Here is a 16,535-nt window from a genome sequence, read left to right as displayed (position 1 = left end):
GCGAGTGCTAGTAGCACTCCTTGACGCCGGAGACCAGCTTCAGCGACAGGTCGGGGAGCTTGAACGTGCCCGCCGTCGTCGCCCATGCCTTCTGCTCGACATCCGTCAGCACTGCCTTGTCCGCGCGCTGGGAGAAGCCGTTCGGATTGGCCTGCGTTCCCGGCTGGATGCCGGGCTTGCCGTCCGCCTTGGGCAGCGAACCCGCCGCGACACCGATGTCGATGTTCCGGAACTCGGCGTCCGCGCCCAGCTCCGAGACATCCAGGTAGAGGTCCTTGGCGTAGACCTTCTTGTCGCCGGTGCCGGCCGTCAGCTGGAGGGTGACGTTACCCAGCCCGAACGGCAGGTTCGGCGTCACCACCGACTGGCACATGTTGGTGATGTAGGCCTTGCTGAAGCCGGACACCGCGACGGGCGCGTGCTGCGGCTTGCCGTCCAGCGTCTTGCCCGACGCCACGCTGCCGTACTGGACGAAGTCCCAGCCCTCCAGCTCCTTGGCCTTGACCTTGAACTCCTGGCCGGAAACGCTGAACGAAGCCGCCAGCGCACCCTGGGCCAGGCCTATGCCCACCGCGGCCGTCGCGGCGACGCTCGGCACCATGACCAGAGCGAACCGCTTCCATCTCGTCCCACCGCGAACCTGGGAACCCATACTTGCTCCTTCTTCTCGGACGTACATCTCCGGCCGGGCGTCGTGCCCGTCCTGGGATGGGAGAAGTGCTACGTCCTCGGGAAGGAGAGCGCCCGTATCGGAGACGTGTCCCGCATCCGATCCACCGGCGTTCACCCCCGAGCGACAACCACTGGCCGCACTGTCCGCGCGGCCGGTCGGACAGGCCCCGCCTGTGAGCGGGAACCCCCCTGTCCACGGCCGGCGCCTCTGCCGCCGACCCACCCGGTGGGGACCCAACAGACCCTCGGACACCGGCTGGAGACCGGGCTGAAGGTATTGGACCGAGCGTGGCCGATCGTGGTCCATTCACGGCCCTGACACAAGGGGGATCGTTACTGGCTAGTAACGGCCCGATAACCACGGGACGACAGGGCGGCATCGAGCGGCGACGCAGGGTGGCACGAAAGGGACATCGGAATGGCGGGAAACTTCCTGGAAACAGGACAGAACAGCCCGCCCGGCTTACTGCGAGTAACAGCTTGCATCTTTGTCAAGTTTTGGTAAAGCGAAGGCTTACGGTGCCCGTATTCGGCGTCGGAACGGAAAAACGGCCGCGCTGCCCGGTGGGCAGTGCGGCCGCCTTGTCACATCGGCGCAATCGGGCGCGTCCGGACCGGAACGCGGGCCGGGTCAGAACAGGACGCGGGCCAGCGCGGTGCGCGCGGCGGTGACCCTGGGGTCCTCCGGACCGATCACCTCGAACAGCTCCAGCAGCCGGAGCCGGGCGGCGTTCCGGTCGTCGCCGACCGTGCGGCGGACCGCCTCGACGAGCCGGCCGAAGGCGTCCTCGACATGACCGCCGACCAGATCGAGATCGGCCGCGGCGATCTGGGCGTTCACATCGCCCGGGTTGTCCGCCGCCTCCTTGCGGACCGCCTGCGGGTCCATGCTCTGGACGCGGCCGAGCAGCTCCGCCTGGGCGAGTCCGAGCTTGGCCTCCGGGTTGCCCGGGTCGTCCACGAGGACGTTCTTGTACGCCTGGATCGCCCCCGGGAAGTCATTGGCGTCGAGCGCGGACGCGGCGGCCTCCAGCAGCGCGTCGTACGGTCCGGCCGGCACCTCGGCCGGGGCCGCGTCCGGCGCCCCGGCGTCCGGGTCGACGGCGATCCCGGTGAGGCCGAAGCGCTCCTCGCCGACCTGGATCAGCTGGTCCAGCGTCTCGCGGATCTGGGCCTCGGGGGCGGCGCCCTGGAAGAGCGGAAGGGCCTGGCCGGCGACGACGGCGAAGACGGCCGGGATGCCCTGGATGCCGAACTGCTGCATCAGCATCTGGTTGGCGTCGACATCGACCTTGGCCAGCAGGAAGCGGCCGTTGTACTCGACGGCGAGGCGCTCCAGCAGGGGCCCCAGCTGCTTGCACGGCTCGCACCACTCGGCCCAGAAGTCGATGACGACGGGGACCTCGGCGGAGCGCTGGAGGACATCGCGCTCGAAACCGGCTTCGTCGACGTCGATCACCAGGGCGGCGGGCGGCACGGCGCGAGCGCCCCCGGTGCGGGCGGCCTCCGCGCGGGCCTGCTCCGCCTTGGCCTTGGCCTCTCCGGCCGCCTTGACCGCGGCGAGGTCGACAACGCCGCTCATGGACATGTTCCTAGGCTGCATACGTACATCCTCCCCCGAGAGCGCTCCGCTGCGAAAAGCGAGCGCGAGAACCGGCCCGGCCCGGGGCCCTCACTGGCGTGCGAGGGCGGACGGACCGGAACGGCTGCGGGCCCCTGAAAGACCCTGGTGGGCCTGGAAAGACCCTGGTGGACCTGCCGGATCCCCATCCGGGCCGGTCCGTGCGGCTCCGGGTCCCCACCCGGCGCCTGGGGCCCTCTGAAGGCCCCGGTGGCTGTCGCTCGTGTGTTCCGTGGCGTCCGGGGCGATCCTGACCGCCTTCCTTACGCTACGACCCGTAGCGTAACTGCCGATCAGCCCGGCGGAACAGGTGATCCCGGTGATCTGTCTCACGGGCACCGGGGCACAACCGTTCTCCCTACCGACCGGTATGGTCGCCGCATCATGAGCGACACCGACCCCAAAGCCACCCGAACAGGGCGTCCGCGCAGCACCGCGGCCGATGCCGCGATCCTTGAGGCGACGCGGGCGTCCCTGGTGGATCTCGGCTGGTCGAAGCTGACGATGAGTGATGTGGCGACCCGGGCCGGGGTCGCCAAGACGACCCTCTACCGGCGCTGGGCGGGCAAGAACGAGCTGGTCGTGGACGCGGTCGCGGTCCTGTTCGACGAGCTGGAGCTGCCCGACCGGGGCAGCCTGGCCGCCGATGTGCAGGGCGTCGTACTCCAGTTCGCCGCGCTGCTGGAGCGGCCGGAGGCCCGTACGGCGCTGATGGCGGTGGTCGCCGAGTCGACCCGGGACGACTCGCTGCGCCACCGGATCCGCTCGGCCATCGTGGACCGGCAGAAGCGGCTGGTCCTGCTGGGCCGGGAGCGCGCCCAGGCCCGCGGTGAACTGCGGTACGAGGACGACGCGTCGGCCGCGGCCCGGAACGCGGACCTGATCTTCGACGTGATCGCCGGAGCGGTGGTGCACCGGACCCTGGTGAGCGCGGAGCCGGTGGACGCCGAGTGGGCGAGCGGCTTCACCTCGCTGCTGCTGCTGGGGCTGGCGGGCGCCCAGGCGGGGTGACAAGGTTGTCAGTGGCCCTTCAAGAGTGGCCGCGTGAACCTTAGTCTCGGGGCGATCCTTCCGACCAGAGGAGTCGCCCCGTGCGTACGCGCTTACTGGCCCCGCTCGTCCTCCTGTTGACCGGAGTGCTGCTCTCCCCCACTGCGGCCACCGCCCAGCCGGAACGGCCCGCACCGACCGCCCCCGCCGCCGCACAACCGGCCGCGTCGCCCGACTGGACGCCGCCCCTGAGCACCCGCGGCCGCTATGTCGTGGACGCCGAGGGCCGCCGCTTCAAGCTCAAGTCCGGTAACTGGCACGGCTCCAGCGGCACCTGGAACGGCTCGGGGCCGGAGGACGACCCGGCCAACAACCACGCGGGCGAGGTGGGTCACCGAGCGCCCCTCGGGCTCGACCGGAAGCCGATGGGCGAGATCATCGCCGATTTCGGGGAGTTGGGGCTCAACAGTGTCCGGCTGCCCTTTTCCAACCAGATGATCGACGACACCCGGCCGGTCTCCGGGCTGACCGCCAACCCGGAGCTGAACGGCCTGCGCCCCCTGGAGGTCTTCGACCGGGCGGTCCGCGCGCTGACCGACGCAGGGTTCGCGGTCATCCTCAACAACCACAGCACGCAGACCCGTTGGTGCTGCGGGGTGGACGGCAGCGAGCGCTGGAACAGCGGCCAGAGCACCGAGGAGTGGGTCGAGGACTGGGTGCTGCTGGCGGAGCGCTACCGCTCCAACCCCCGTGTGGTCGGGGCCGATCTGCGCAACGAGGTCCGCCGCGACGTGTGGGACGACCCCAACTGGGGGCGCGGCGACGGACACGACTGGGCCGCCGCCGCCCAGCGCGCCGGCGACCGCATCCTCAAGGACGCCAACCCGGATCTGCTCATCATGGTCGAGGGCATCAACTGGGCCGGTATCCCGGTGGACGGCTTCTGGCGCGACCGCCCGCACCTCAAGCCGGTGGCGGAGCTGTCGCACACGCTGGTGCGCTCACACAAACTCGTCTACGCCGCCCACTACTACGGCTACACCGGCCCCCGGCACAGCGGCGCGACCGGGATCGGGGAGACCAGCGATCCGCGCTACCGCGATCTGAGCCGCTCGGAGCTGTTCGCCGAAATGCACCGCAGCTCCGCCTATGTGGCCGACACCCCCGACCGGCACTTCACCGCGCCCGTCTGGATCAGCGAGTTCGGCGTGGCGAAGGACGCGGACGCCACGGACCGCGCGTGGTTCACCAACACCGTGGACTTCCTGGTCGCGCACGATCTCGACTTCGCCTACTGGCCCGTCGTCGGCTTCCACGACGGCGACCGGGGCAATCAGTGGGGCCTGGTCCGCTACGACGGGAACGGCGAGCGGCGCAGCGTTCTGGACCCCCACGACTGGCGCTCCACCGCCTGGCGCGCGCTGACCTCGGCCCCGGGGCGGCAGGGCGTGGTGGAGCCGGTGCGGACCTGGTCGATGCTGAAGGCCACCCACGCGGACGCCAACCGCTCCCTGCGGACGGCGGCCGACTGGGACAACGGGGCCCGGAAGCTGACCTGCCCGGACGACCAGCGCCTCATCGGCATCAGTCAGCGCGGTCAGGGCGGGTTGTGCACCGACGCGGGGGCCGCCGGTCTCGGTGCTCCGGGGGCGCTGAGCAAGGTGACCTCGGAGGCCGGCGTCACCACGGACTGGGCCCGCGGCTTCACCAAGTACCAGTGCGCCACGGGGCAGTTCATGACCGGCTACAGCGTGCGCGGCGACCGGGTGTCGGCGGTGCTGTGCGCCCCGGCGCGGGTCGCGCTCGCGGGCGAGGGGCGCACCCTGTGGGACGACCGGGGCGACAGCCGCCCGGCCTCCGGCGAGGGCGGGGACTACGCGACGGGGTACCACAAGGCGCAGTGCCGGGCCGACGAGTACGCGGCGGGCATCGCCTTCTCCACGGCGATCGGCCGCGGTGGCACCCCGGACGCGCTGTACTGCCGCCGCCTGCCCGGCTGAGCGGCCCGGTCCGAGGCCGGGGCGTTTCCGCGCCCCGGCCGCACGTCCTCAGAAGCCCGGCGGCTCCGTGTAGACGCCCCACTCGTCGCGCAGTACGCCGCAGATCTCGCCGAGCGTGGCCTCGGCGCGTACGGCGTCGAGCATCGGCGCGATCATGTTCGAGCCGTCGCGGGCGGCGGCGAGCATCGCGTCCAGCGCGGCGGTGACCTTGGCGTCGTCGCGGGCGGCCTTGCGGTCGGCGAGCTGGCTGACCTGGTCGCGCTCGACCTCGTGGCTGACCCGGAGGATCTCCAGGTCGCCGGTGACCGAGCCGTGGTGGACGTTGACGCCGACGACCCGCTTGTCGCCCTTCTCCAGGGCGCGCTGGTACTGGAACGCGGACTCGGCGATCTCGCCGGTGAACCAGCCGTCCTCGATGCCGCGCAGGATGCCGGAGGTGATCGGCCCGATGGGGTGCTGCCCGTCGGGGTGGGCCCGGGTGCCGCGCTCCTTGATCTGGTCGAAGATCTTCTCGGCCTCGGCCTCGATCCGGTCGGTGAGCTGCTCGACGTACCAGGAGCCGCCGAGCGGGTCGGCCACGTTGGCGACGCCGGTCTCCTCCATCAGCACCTGCTGGGTGCGCAGGGCGATCTCGGCGGCCTGCTCGGAGGGGAGCGCGAGGGTTTCGTCGAGGGCGTTGGTGTGGAGTGAGTTCGTGCCGCCGAGAACGGCGGAGAGCGCCTCCACGGCGGTGCGGACGACGTTGTTGTACGGCTGCTGCGCGGTGAGGGAGACCCCGGCGGTCTGGGTGTGGAAGCGGAGCCACTGCGCCTTGTCGGTCTTCGCGCCGTACGTCTCCTTCATCCAGCGGGCCCAGATGCGGCGGGCGGCGCGGAACTTGGCGATCTCCTCGAAGAAGTCTAGGTGGGCGTCGAAGAAGAAGGAGAGGCCGGGGGCGAAGGTGTCGACGTCGAGACCGCGCGAGAGGCCCAGCTCCACATAGCCGAAGCCGTCGGCCAGCGTGTACGCCAGTTCCTGCGCGGCCGTGGCTCCGGCCTCGCGGATGTGGTAGCCGGAGACGGAGAGCGGCTTGTAGGCGGGGATGGAGGCGGCGCAGTGCTCCATCAGGTCGCCGATGAGGCGCAGGTGGGGCTCGGGCTGGAAGAGCCACTCCTTCTGCGCGATGTACTCCTTGAAGATGTCGGTCTGGAGCGTGCCGTTGAGCACGCCCGGGTCGACGCCTTGGCGCTCGGCGGCGACCAGGTACATGCAGAAGACGGGGACTGCCGGGCCGCTGATCGTCATGGAGGTGGTGACGTCACCGAGGGGGATGTCACCGAAGAGGATCTCCATGTCGGCGGCGGAGTCGATGGCGACCCCGCAGTGGCCGACCTCGCCGAGCGAGCGCGGGTCGTCGGAGTCGCGGCCCATCAGCGTCGGCATGTCGAAGGCGACGCTGAGGCCGCCGCCGCCCGCCGCGAGGATCATCTTGTAGCGCTCGTTGGTCTGCTGGGCGTTGCCGAAGCCGGCGAACTGGCGGATCGTCCACGTACGGCCCCGGTAGCCGGTGGGGTGCAGTCCGCGGGTGAAGGGGTACTCCCCCGGCCAGCCGATCCGCTCGAATCCCTCGTACGTGTCACCGGGGCGGGGCCCGTACGCGGGCTCGACCGGGTCCCCGGAGAGCGTGGTGAAGTCCGCGTCACGCTTGCGGGCCTTGTCGTAACGGGCCTGCCAGCGGAGGCGGCCTTCCTCGATCGCGTCAGCGTCCATACCTCGAATTTACTAGGACGTCCTAGTAAATGTCGATGGCAAACCGCCCGGCGCTTTGTGCGCGGGGCGGTCGGGGAGTGCCGGAGGTGCCGGGTCAGACCTTCGCGGGGGCCGGGGCCGGGTCGGTGACCAGGGCGCGGGCCTCGCGGCTGACCTTCGGTTCGACGAAGAACGACGCGAAGGGGATGCAGCCCGCGGCCAGCACCCACAGGAGCTTGCCGAAGGGCCACTTCGCCTTGGAGCCGAGGTCGAAGGCGAAGACGACGTAGACGATGAACAGCACGCCGTGGATCTGGGAGATCAGCATGGTGTCGCCGGTCTCGAAGCCGTACTTCGCGATGATCGCCACGGTGAAGACGAGCAGCCAGATGGCGGTGACGTAGGCCATCACCCGGTAGCGGGTGAGCACGTTCTGTTTCATGGCATCGAGCGTAACCGGGCGTCCGGGGCGATCTTCGCGCGACCCCTCCTACCGGAAGGGCCCCCTTCACGGAGAAACGCCCCTCACGGGAAGGCCGCGCTCAGCGCTCCTCGAAGTCCTTGGCCGCCACCCGCAGCGGGCGCAGCATGGCGAAGATCTCGGCGCACTCCTCGGAGTCGTACACCCCGAGTCCGAAGTCGACCGCGACCAGGTCCCGGGTGGCCGCCTCGACGACGTCGCGGCCCTTGTCCGTGATGGAGGCGAGGGTTCCGCGGCCGTCGTTGGGGTTGGGCCGCTTGTCGACCAGACCGGACTTCACCAGCCGGTCCACGGTGTTGGTGACCGAGGTGGGGTGCACCATCAGCCGCTCGCCGATCTTGGACATCGGCAGCTCCCCGGCCTTGGAGAAGGTGAGCAGCACCAGCGCCTCGTACCGGGCGAAGGTCAGCCCGTACGGCTTGACGACGGCGTCGACCTCGGCGAGCAGGATCTGCTGGGCCCGCATGATCGAGGTGATCGCCCCCATCGAGGGCACGGGTCCCCAGCGCTGCTGCCAGAGCTCGTCGGCGCGGGCGATGGGATCGAAGGGAAGGCTGAGCGGCTTCGGCACGGCACCGACCTTACCGACTGGTCACATGCCGGTCAGCCCCGTCTCGTTCTTCGGTATACGACATCCGCCGGGGGTCCGTCCGGCGGACCTCGGCGACGAGCAGGAGCGTGCAGACGGTACCGATGATTCCGGATCCGGCGACCACCTGGTGGACCGGGAAGAACTCGGCCGCGAGCCCCGCCAGCGCCATCCCGAGACCCTGCACGGTCATCAGCCCGGCGGTGAGCAGCGTCATGGCCCGGCCGCGCAGCTCCTGGGGCACGGCGTCGACGAACCACTGGTCGAGCCCGATGACGTACGCCGCTCCCGCCCCGGCCAGCGCGAGGGCGGCCAGGGCGAGCGGCAGCCCGGGCCGGACCGCGTACACCAGCAGAGGCAGCAGGCCGACGGTGGCGACCGGCAGGACGATCCGGGAGCGGTTACGGGGGCTGAGCGCGGACCCGACGAACAGTTCGGCCCCGATGTGCCCGACGGCCATCGCGCAGAGCAGCAGCCCGAGCGCGGCGGGCGAGGCCCCGATCGCGTCGGCGTAGGGGGCGGCGAGCGCCTCCGGGGCCACGACGAACATCGCGGGCAGCCAGAACAGCAGCATCAGGGCGCGGATGCGGCGGTCGCCCAGGACCAGGCGGGCCCCGGAGAGCGACTCCTTGAGGAGGGTCCCGCCCGCGCCCGCGCCCTCGCCGGTGGTGGCGCGGGCGGGGCGGTCCTGGGTGCCGAAGCGCAGGAGAGCTGCCGAGCAGAGGAAGGTCACCACCGTGACGGTGATCGCGCCGCGCGGGGACAGCACGGTGAGCAGCATCCCGCCGGCGCCGAACCCGATGAGCATCGCGCTCTGCGAGACGATCCGCAGGAGGGAGCGGCCGAGCACATAGAGGTCGCCCTCGCCGAGGATGTCGGTGAGCGCCGCCATCCGCGTCCCGGTGAAGACGGGCGCGATCGCGGCGACCAGGCAGCGCAGCGCGAGGAGTCCGGCGACCGGGGTCGCGGGCACGAGCATCACGGCGACGCAGGCCGCGCAGAGCAGATCGCAGACGACCAGGACGCGGCGGGCCGGGTAGCGGTCGGCGACCCCGGCGAAGAGCGTGCCGCCGACGATGTACGGGAGCAGCCCCAGCGCGAACGTCAGCGCGCTGAGCAGCGGGGAGCCGGTGAGGTCGTAGACGAGGACGGTGAGCGCGAGCTCGCTGACGACGACGCCGAGCAGCGAGAGCAGATGCGCGGCGAAGACGGCCCGGAACTCGGCCACGGCGAAGACCGCGCGGTAGCCGCGCGGGGTGGCGGGAGCCGGGCCACCGGGCCCGGGGGCCCGGGCGTCGGGGTCCCGGAGCGTGGGCGCGGGGCCCGGGTCGGGGAGGGCGGCACGCTCCGGGAACGGAGCCGGGACCGGCGCCGCCGGGGCGGGCGGGGTACGGGGTGTGTCCGCCGGGGCGGGGCTGTCGGTCGGCATGGGACGAGACTGGGGCCCAGGCCCCCGCCCTCCGTAGACTTTCGGCCCAGCACGAATGTTGAGGACCCGCAAGGGCTTCACGGCGGAGGGAGAGGCGTGCCGTTCCGGTTGCACTTCACCGAGAGCGATCTGCTGCGCTGCCGGTTCGCCCTCTCGCCGCTGTTCGAGACCCAGGAGGCCGTGCGCACCCTGGCCCGTCGTCACCGGCACGGCTACCACCTGCCCTGGCTCCGGCGGATCCGGGAGGCGGCCTCGGCCCTGGATCTGGAGCCGCTCTGGCTGCTGATGCCGGACGGCGGCCACAACCCGGACTTCATCTGCCCGCCGCCGATCGGCCCGTTCGCCACCTTCGACGAGGAGATCGCGGGCGTCCGGGCGGTCGACCCGGAGGTGGCGTGGGCGGACATGGCGCTGGCACTGGCGGAACGGCCCGGCGCCCGGGAATCCGCGACGGGCCGACGGCTGCTGGCCGATCCGGCACGGGCCGTGCGCGAGCTCGCCGATCTGCTGGAGCAGGTCTGGCGGGCACTCATCGAGCCGTACTGGCCCCGGCTGCGGGCCCTGCTGGAGGCCGACATCGCCTACCACTCCCGCCGACTGGCGGACAGCGGCCTGGAAGGGCTGCTGGGCGAGGTGAGCACCCAGCTGAGCTGGAACGGATCGACGCTCACCGTGAAGGGGACGCGGGGCGACCACGAACAGGTGCTGGGCGGCCAGGGTTTGGTGCTGATGCCGAGCGTCTTCGTCTGGCCCGAGGTGGTGGGCGGCCATCTGGAACCCTGGCAGCCCGGGCTGATCTACCCGGCGCGCGGGATCGGCGGGCTGTGGAGCGAGGCCGGGGAGCGGACGCCGGAGACCCTCGCCCGGCTGCTGGGCCGGGTCCGGGCCGATGTGCTCTGCGCGCTGGACGAACCGGCCGGGACGAGCGCGCTGGCACACCGGCTGGGCCTGGCCGCCTCGTCCGTGTCGGCCCATCTGTCCGTGCTGCGCGGGGCGGGGCTGCTGACCTCGCGGCGCTACGGGCACCAAGTGCTGTACGAGCGCACACCGCTGGGGATCGCGCTGGCCGCCTCGGACTGAGGGCGCGCCCGCGGGCGTAAGGAAGGCGCGCGGGCGTAAGGAAGCTCAGGAATCCCGCGGGCGTACGTACAGACGCGTCACGGACGGTGTCGTGCCCCCACTCTCTGTAACCGCTATGTCACGATTGCCCCAGTTTCCCCGTGTCCGTGAGCCACCGCCGCCCGAGGGGTCTGGATGTCCGGCCGCAGCATCGTCCCGCGCGCTCTCCCCCGTACCGTCCGTGTCCTGGCCGCCCTCGCCCTGGCGACCGCCCTCACCGGGGGGTGCTCGACGCCGGAGCCGCGCGTCACCGGGGCCGCCGAAGAGGGGGACGGACCCGTCCGGGGGGAACCCGCCCCGAGCGCGGCCTCCCCGTTCTGGGTCGACCCGAACAGCGATGCGGCCCGCCAGGTGCGCGCCTGGGAGAAGGAGGGGCGCGACGCGGAGGCGAAGATCCTGCGGCGGATCTCCGAGCGGCCGGTGGCCGACTGGCCCGCGTGGGACGACCCGGCCCCGGGGATCCGGGCCGCCGTGCGGTCCGCCGCCCGCACGAAAAAGACCGTCGTGCTCGTGGCGTACAACATCCCGCACCGCGACTGCGGGCTGTACTCCGCAGGCGGCGCGAAGGACGCGGACGCCTACCGTTCCTGGATCGGGGAGTTCGCCGGCGCCGTCGGGGGCGCCCCCGCGACCGTGATCCTGGAGCCGGACGCGCTCCCCCACATCACGGACGGCTGCACCCCGCCCGAGCACCACACCGAGCGCTACCAGCTCCTCTCCGAGGCGGTGGACACACTGGGGGCCCTCCCGAACACCAAGGTCTACCTGGACGCGGGCAACCCGGACTGGATCGACGAGCCGGCCAAGATGGCGCAGCCGCTGCGGCAGGCGGGCGTCGAGCGGGCCGACGGCTTCTCGCTGAACGTCTCCAACTTCCAGTCGAACGACAGCGTGAAGACGTACGCGGGACAGCTCTCCGACGCGGTGGGCGGCTCGCACTTCGTGATCGACACCAGCCGCAACGGCAACGGCCCTCTGTCCGGGGGCCGTGAGGAGGCCTGGTGCAATCCGCCGGGCCGGGGGCTCGGCACGCCCCCGACCACCGACACCGGCGACGACCGGCTCGACGCCTACCTCTGGATCAAGCGGCCGGGCGACTCCGACGGCACCTGCCGGGGCGGCCCCCCGGCCGGCGACTGGTGGCCGGAGTACGCCCTCGGCCTCGCCCGGCGCGCCGCCTCCTGAGGCCGCAGCACCGCCTCCTGAGGCGGCCGCGCGCCCTCAGGCGACCTTGACCCATTTCGCTTCGGAGGGGATGCCGTCGGTGTCGGTGACGAAGAGCATGTACCAGCCGGGCGGCACGAGCGTGGGGTCGTCCGGGACGGTGACGCTCAGCTTGCCGCCGGCCTTCTTCAGCCCCAGCTCGATGGAGCGCTGTTCCACGTCGGTGGTGTGGGTGACGGCGCTGGGGCGCATCAGCCGGGCGGTGGCGATGCGGTCCGCGTCGGCGCTCTCGTAGGTGACCGTCGTACCGCGTTCGGCGTTCCCGGGGCCGTTGCCGATCACCGGGCGCTTGTCCTTGCCGCGGTGCAGGGCGGGCGGGGTGTAGACCTCCATGCGCTGCTCGAACTTGCCGAGCTTGGTGTTGTCCTTGTCGCCGTAGAGGGAGTCGGAGCCGAAGGTCGCCACCCGTCCGTCGGGCAGCAGGAGCGCCTCGGAATGGTAGTTGCGGCCCACCGTCGGCTCGGCGGCCTCCTTGAAGGTGTTGGTCTTCGGGTCGTAGGACTGCGCCTTCAGGATGTTGCTGCCCCCGCGGCCCCGGTAGTCCTCGGATCCGCCGCTGGTGAAGACGGTGTCGTCGGGCATGATCACGCTGTTGAGGTAGCGCGTGCCCTGCGGCAGGTCCGGGCCCGCCTCGAAGGCCGGGTTGTCCTGCTTCAGGTCGATGACGGCCGTGCGGGACGTGGATTTCTTCGACTCGCCGACCCCGCCGCCGCCCAGCACCATCACCTTCTGGTCCTGCACGGGCGGCAGCATCAGCGAGGCCGCCGTCTCCAGCTGGTCGGTGTCGGTGAGGCCGGGGACCTTGGTGAAGGTGTTCTTCTTCAGGTCCCAGATACCGGGCTCGCGCCCCTTGTCCGCCGGGCCGTAACCGGCGTTGGCGCCCGGGTAGAAGAGCTTGCCGCCCTTGGTGAGGAACAGCGCCGGGTAGGTCGGGAAGTAGTGGAAGGGCCCCTTGCCCCACTTCTTGGTCTTGGGGTCGTAGATCTCGTTGTCGCCCGGCAGGATCGCGCCGACGTCGTCGAGACCGGAGACGGAGAGCACCCGGCCGTCCTCCAGACCGACGAGGGTCGGGTACCAGCGGGCCTCCTTCATGGGGTCGACCCTGATGTACTTCTCCGCCGTCGGGTCGAACTCGTAGGCGGCCCGGATCCCCTGGAAGTCCTGCTTGTCCATGGTGATCTTCTCGGCGAGGCCGTAGGAGTTGGCGGCCTCCTTGCCCTTCAGCCCGACGATCTCGTACTGGGCGGCGTCCGTCGCCACCGCGTCCGGGCCGTCGTCCACCGCCTCGACGAACACCCGCTGCTCGGCGGCGGTCACCTTCGTCTTCCACGGCTTCATCTGGCCGCTCTCGAAGTAGTCGACCTCGAACTCGCGCTTCGCCTTGGGCACGGTGACGTCGAACCTGGCCCGGTACTCGACGCCCGACGGCGAGCGGAAGACCGTGCCCTTCTTGAGCTTCAGCGGCTTGTCCGGGTTCTCGTTCTTGACCCGCATCCCGCCGCCGGCCCGCTTCACCTTGTCGTCGAGCACCTCGTAGCGGGCGGTGCCGCCCGCGATCAGGAGGCGGCCGTCGGGGAGCTGGGCGTGGCCGCCGCAGAAGAAGTCCTCCGGGGTGGGGATCTTCTGGAAGGTGTTCTCGGCCGGGTCCCACAACACGGTGTCGAAGGTGCCCTCGTCGAAGTTCTTCTCGTCGTTGCCGGAGCCCGCGACGATCAGGACCTTCCCGGTGTGCAGGAGTGCCGCGTGGATGGCGTTGGTGCGGTACTCCTTCGGGATGTTCACGCGCTCCCAGGAGCCGTACTCCGCCTTGTACGCCGGCTGGTCGATCTTGTACGCGTGATACCTGTCCTCGGCGAAGGACAGCGCCGCGGGAGCGTTCAGGCCGGCGAGCAGCACCACCGCGCCGCCGCCCAGGAGCGTCTTCCTCGTCTTCTTCGAGGGCCGGTAGGCCATGGCTCAGTTCCCTCCTGCGGTGGTGGTGGCGGTGGTGCCGGCGCTCGCCGTGGTGGTCGCCGACGGGGCGGGCGCCGTCGTCGTGGTGACGTACGCCGGTTCGGGCGGCGGGGGCGCCGGGACGGGGACGGCGCGGGCGGCCTCGGCCCGCTTGTCCTGCCGGACGGTCCAGGCCCACACGGCGACCGGCGAGAGGGATATCGCGAGGCCCAGCGTCGCCCACGTGCGCATCGCGACATGGGTGTGGTCGAGGTACACCGACGCGGCGAGCGAGGACAGCAGGACCGCCGCCCAGAAGAGGTGGATACGGAAGGTGAGCAGCCGGTCCGGGGAGACCTGGCCGCCCTTGGGCGTGACGACGAACCGGCCGTCGGTGCGCAGCACGGCCGAGCCCAGCGACTTCAGGTAGATCGGCGCGGAGAGCGCGGACATGGCCATGCCCGCCAGGCCGCCGGAGCCCTCGGGCTCGTGGGGCGAGACGTTGTGGCGGCGGTTCCAGAGGTAGAGCCCGATCTGAAGGGCGGCGGCGTCGCTGTAGAGCATCAGCCAGATGGAGGCGGCGACCTGGGTGCCGGAGGCCCCGAACCAGAGGAACAGCACACAGCTGAGCATGCCGAGCAGCCAGTTGACGGCGGTCATCGGGTAGTAGACGAGCATCAGCGTGTAGCTGAAGAGACGCCCGGGGGGCACGCGGAGGAGCGCCTTGCCGTACTGCTTGAACAGCGTCTCGTACGTCCCCCTCGACCAGCGCAGCTGCTGGGTGAAGAAGTCCGTCCAGGAGGCGGGGCCCTCGCCCACGGCGAGCACGTCGGGGGTGTAGACGGAACGCCAGTAGTGCCCGGTCCGCGGGTTGCGGCGACGGTGGATCTCGAAGCCGGTGGCCATGTCCTCGGTGATCGAGTCGTACAGGCCGCCGACCTGGCGCAGCGCGGCGATGCGCACGACGTTGTTGGTGCCGACGAACATGGGGGCGCCGTAGCGGTTGCCCGCGCGCTGGATCAGGGCGTGGAAGAGGAACTGCTGTGACTCGGCGGCCTTGGTGACGGCCGAGTCGTAGTTCCCGTAGACCTGCGGTCCGACGACGAAGGCGACGTCCGGGTCGCGGAAGTAGCCCATCATCCGTTCCAGGAAGTTCGGCATGGGCACGTGGTCGGTGTCGACGGAGGCGAAGAAGTCGTAGTCGCCGCCGTGCAGGGCGATCCAGGCGTTGTAGTTGCCGTGCTTGGTCTTCGCCTTGTGGACGCCCTTGTCGCGGTTCCACTCGGGGACCCCGCGCCGGGTGAAGTGGTGGACGCCGAGCTCCGCGCAGAGCATCCGGGCCCCGGGGTCGTCGCCCTCGTCGAGGAGCCAGACGTCCAGCGGGCCGGGGTGCTCGATCTGTACAGCGCCCTTGAGGGTGGCGCGGACCATGGAGAGCGGTTCCTTGCCGGGGACGTACGTGGTCAGGAAGGCGACCCGGGTGCCGGGCTCGGGCGTCACCGGGACCGGGTCGCGCGCGACGAGCGTGGCGTGCGCGATGGAGACCACGTTGACCAGCATGAACAGCTCGATCAGGGCGATCGACACCAGCATCACGGTGTCGGCGACGACCAGCCAGCGCTCCCCGTTCTCCCGCTCGGTCCAGTGCGTGGGCCAGACCAGGTACAGCAGGAGGATCCCGGTGAGCACCGGGGCGAGCGTCATCAGCAGGACGGCTCTTATTCGGTGCTTCTCCGTCGAGAGCAGGCTCTTGTACCGCACCCGGTACCCCGTCGGTTCCGGCTCCGTGAGCGGACCCGCGAGCCGGCTGTAGGTGTCGTAGTCGTAGCCCTCCGACCGCACCGTGCCTCCCACTGTCGAACGGGTTGATATCCCCACAGAAGGGGACGGTTAACGGCGTGTCGACTTGGCAGGTCCGAGTGAGCGGTTTTTGGTCCGGGACCGGAAAAGCCCCCGGCCGTGTGGCGCCGGGGGCTTTTCGGGTGAACGCACGACAGGCCGCGCGGACGGTGTGTCAGAGGGTCAGGAGCCCCCGAGATACCGCTCCACGGTCTCGACCTTCGAGGTCAGACCGTCGGTGACGCCGGGCCGGATGTCGGCCTTCAGTACCAGGGAGACGCGACCGGCGCGGGCCTCGACGGCGGCCACGGCGCGCTTGACGACGTCCATGACCTCGTCCCACTCCCCCTCGATGGAGGTGAACATCGCGTCGGTGCGGTTGGGGAGCCCGGATTCCCGCACCACCCGTACGGCGTCGGCGACGTACTCCCCGACGTCCTCGCCGACTCCGAGCGGCGAGACCGAGAACGCGACGATCATGCGCTGACCGTGCCCTCGCGCCGGGCGCGGGCGGCGATGACGCCGTCGGCCTCGTACTTCTTGAGGAGCTTGTCGCCGTAGAGACCGCCGAAGGGGATGACGGCGAGGAGGAAGAAGAGCGCGACGCGCTTGAGCGGCCACTTGGCCTTGACCCAGACATCCAGCAGGAACACGACGTAGATCGTGAAGAGGACGCCGTGGATCATGCCGAGGGGCGGCATCAGGAAGTCGATGTCCGAGACGCGCATGAGCAGCGAGCCGAAAATGAGGAGCGCCGGGAAGGAGAGCGCCTCGGGAAGCGAGATGAGGCGCAGCCGGTGCAGGGCGGAAGCGGTCTTGATGTCCACGAGGGCACCTTCGGTGAGAGGGAGCATGCGGGCTTGTGAACGCGGGCACAAGCCGCCCCCATTGTGGCATCGCTCCGCTACGCC

General features: G+C 70.9%; 14 protein-coding genes. 4 read left to right on the top strand and 10 right to left on the bottom strand.

Going from position 1 to position 16,535, the window contains the following annotated elements; all coding sequences use genetic code 11:
• Window positions 1–7: 7 nt before the first annotated feature.
• Together IE134_RS14965 and IE134_RS14960 are read right to left on the bottom strand one after the other, a co-directional pair.
• The gene (locus IE134_RS14965) at window positions 8–652 is read right to left on the bottom strand and encodes a DUF6230 family protein (protein ID WP_097874905.1); all 645 of its coding nucleotides are present in this window, start codon (window positions 650–652) and stop codon (window positions 8–10) included.
• A gap of 651 nt (window positions 653–1,303) precedes the next feature.
• Window positions 1,304–2,275: a tetratricopeptide repeat protein gene (locus IE134_RS14960; RefSeq protein ID WP_126930738.1), complete on the bottom strand. Its 972-nt coding sequence runs from the start codon at window positions 2,273–2,275 to the stop codon at window positions 1,304–1,306.
• Window positions 2,276–2,677: 402 nt separating this feature from the next.
• On the opposite strand from IE134_RS14960, the gene IE134_RS14955 reads away from it, so the two are divergent.
• Together IE134_RS14955 and IE134_RS14950 are read left to right on the top strand one after the other, a co-directional pair.
• Complete coding sequence (locus IE134_RS14955) at window positions 2,678–3,304, top strand: TetR/AcrR family transcriptional regulator (protein WP_030715156.1); 627 nt, start codon at window positions 2,678–2,680, stop codon at window positions 3,302–3,304.
• Between the two features lie 80 nt (window positions 3,305–3,384).
• A complete protein-coding gene (locus tag IE134_RS14950) occupies window positions 3,385–5,283 on the top strand; it encodes a glycoside hydrolase family 5 protein (RefSeq protein ID WP_189430729.1) in 1,899 nt (632 codons plus the stop codon).
• A 48-nt stretch (window positions 5,284–5,331) separates the two neighbouring features.
• On the opposite strand, the gene icmA is transcribed toward IE134_RS14950, so the two are convergent.
• From icmA to IE134_RS14930, 4 genes are all read right to left on the bottom strand, one after another.
• Window positions 5,332–7,032 (bottom strand): coenzyme B12-dependent isobutyryl-CoA mutase large subunit, encoded by a 1,701-nt coding sequence (icmA, locus tag IE134_RS14945; RefSeq protein ID WP_098017199.1) that lies wholly within the window; start codon window positions 7,030–7,032, stop codon window positions 5,332–5,334.
• Between the two features lie 94 nt (window positions 7,033–7,126).
• Window positions 7,127–7,453 carry a DUF3817 domain-containing protein gene (locus IE134_RS14940; RefSeq protein WP_029182238.1) on the bottom strand — a complete coding sequence of 109 codons (327 nt, stop codon included), beginning with the start codon at window positions 7,451–7,453 and terminating at the stop codon, window positions 7,127–7,129.
• A gap of 100 nt (window positions 7,454–7,553) precedes the next feature.
• Window positions 7,554–8,063: a MarR family winged helix-turn-helix transcriptional regulator gene (locus tag IE134_RS14935; RefSeq protein WP_010060117.1), complete on the bottom strand. Its 510-nt coding sequence runs from the start codon at window positions 8,061–8,063 to the stop codon at window positions 7,554–7,556.
• Between the two features lie 10 nt (window positions 8,064–8,073).
• The gene (locus tag IE134_RS14930) at window positions 8,074–9,510 is read right to left on the bottom strand and encodes an MFS transporter (RefSeq protein ID WP_030715170.1); all 1,437 of its coding nucleotides are present in this window, start codon (window positions 9,508–9,510) and stop codon (window positions 8,074–8,076) included.
• A 96-nt stretch (window positions 9,511–9,606) separates the two neighbouring features.
• Between IE134_RS14930 and IE134_RS14925 the strand changes: the two genes are divergently transcribed.
• Together IE134_RS14925 and IE134_RS14920 are read left to right on the top strand one after the other, a co-directional pair.
• The gene (locus IE134_RS14925; RefSeq protein WP_030715172.1) at window positions 9,607–10,590 is read left to right on the top strand and encodes an ArsR/SmtB family transcription factor; all 984 of its coding nucleotides are present in this window, start codon (window positions 9,607–9,609) and stop codon (window positions 10,588–10,590) included.
• A 174-nt stretch (window positions 10,591–10,764) separates the two neighbouring features.
• Entirely contained in the window at window positions 10,765–11,814 is a 1,050-nt protein-coding gene (locus tag IE134_RS14920; RefSeq protein WP_189430727.1) for a glycoside hydrolase family 6 protein, read from the top strand.
• A 36-nt stretch (window positions 11,815–11,850) separates the two neighbouring features.
• On the opposite strand, the gene glxA is transcribed toward IE134_RS14920, so the two are convergent.
• The 4 genes from glxA to IE134_RS14900 all read right to left on the bottom strand — a co-directional run bounded on the left by glxA (window position 11,851) and on the right by IE134_RS14900 (window position 16,451).
• Entirely contained in the window at window positions 11,851–13,806 is a 1,956-nt protein-coding gene (gene glxA, locus IE134_RS14915; protein ID WP_189430725.1) for a radical copper oxidase GlxA, read from the bottom strand.
• Between the two features lie 3 nt (window positions 13,807–13,809).
• Window positions 13,810–15,627, bottom strand: coding sequence for a glycosyltransferase family 2 protein (locus IE134_RS14910; protein ID WP_179888062.1), 1,818 nt, complete (start codon window positions 15,625–15,627; stop codon window positions 13,810–13,812).
• Window positions 15,628–15,807: 180 nt separating this feature from the next.
• Entirely contained in the window at window positions 15,808–16,104 is a 297-nt protein-coding gene (locus tag IE134_RS14905; RefSeq protein ID WP_010060125.1) for an MTH1187 family thiamine-binding protein, read from the bottom strand.
• Window positions 16,101–16,451: a DUF3817 domain-containing protein gene (locus IE134_RS14900; protein WP_030579910.1), complete on the bottom strand. Its 351-nt coding sequence runs from the start codon at window positions 16,449–16,451 to the stop codon at window positions 16,101–16,103. The genes IE134_RS14905 and IE134_RS14900 overlap by 4 nt, the downstream gene beginning before the upstream one ends.
• Window positions 16,452–16,535 lie beyond the last annotated feature (84 nt).

Source organism: Streptomyces rubiginosohelvolus (assembly GCF_014649875.1).
GTDB lineage: Bacteria > Actinomycetota > Actinomycetes > Streptomycetales > Streptomycetaceae > Streptomyces > Streptomyces rubiginosohelvolus.
This window is presented reverse-complemented; position numbering and strand designations above follow the sequence as displayed.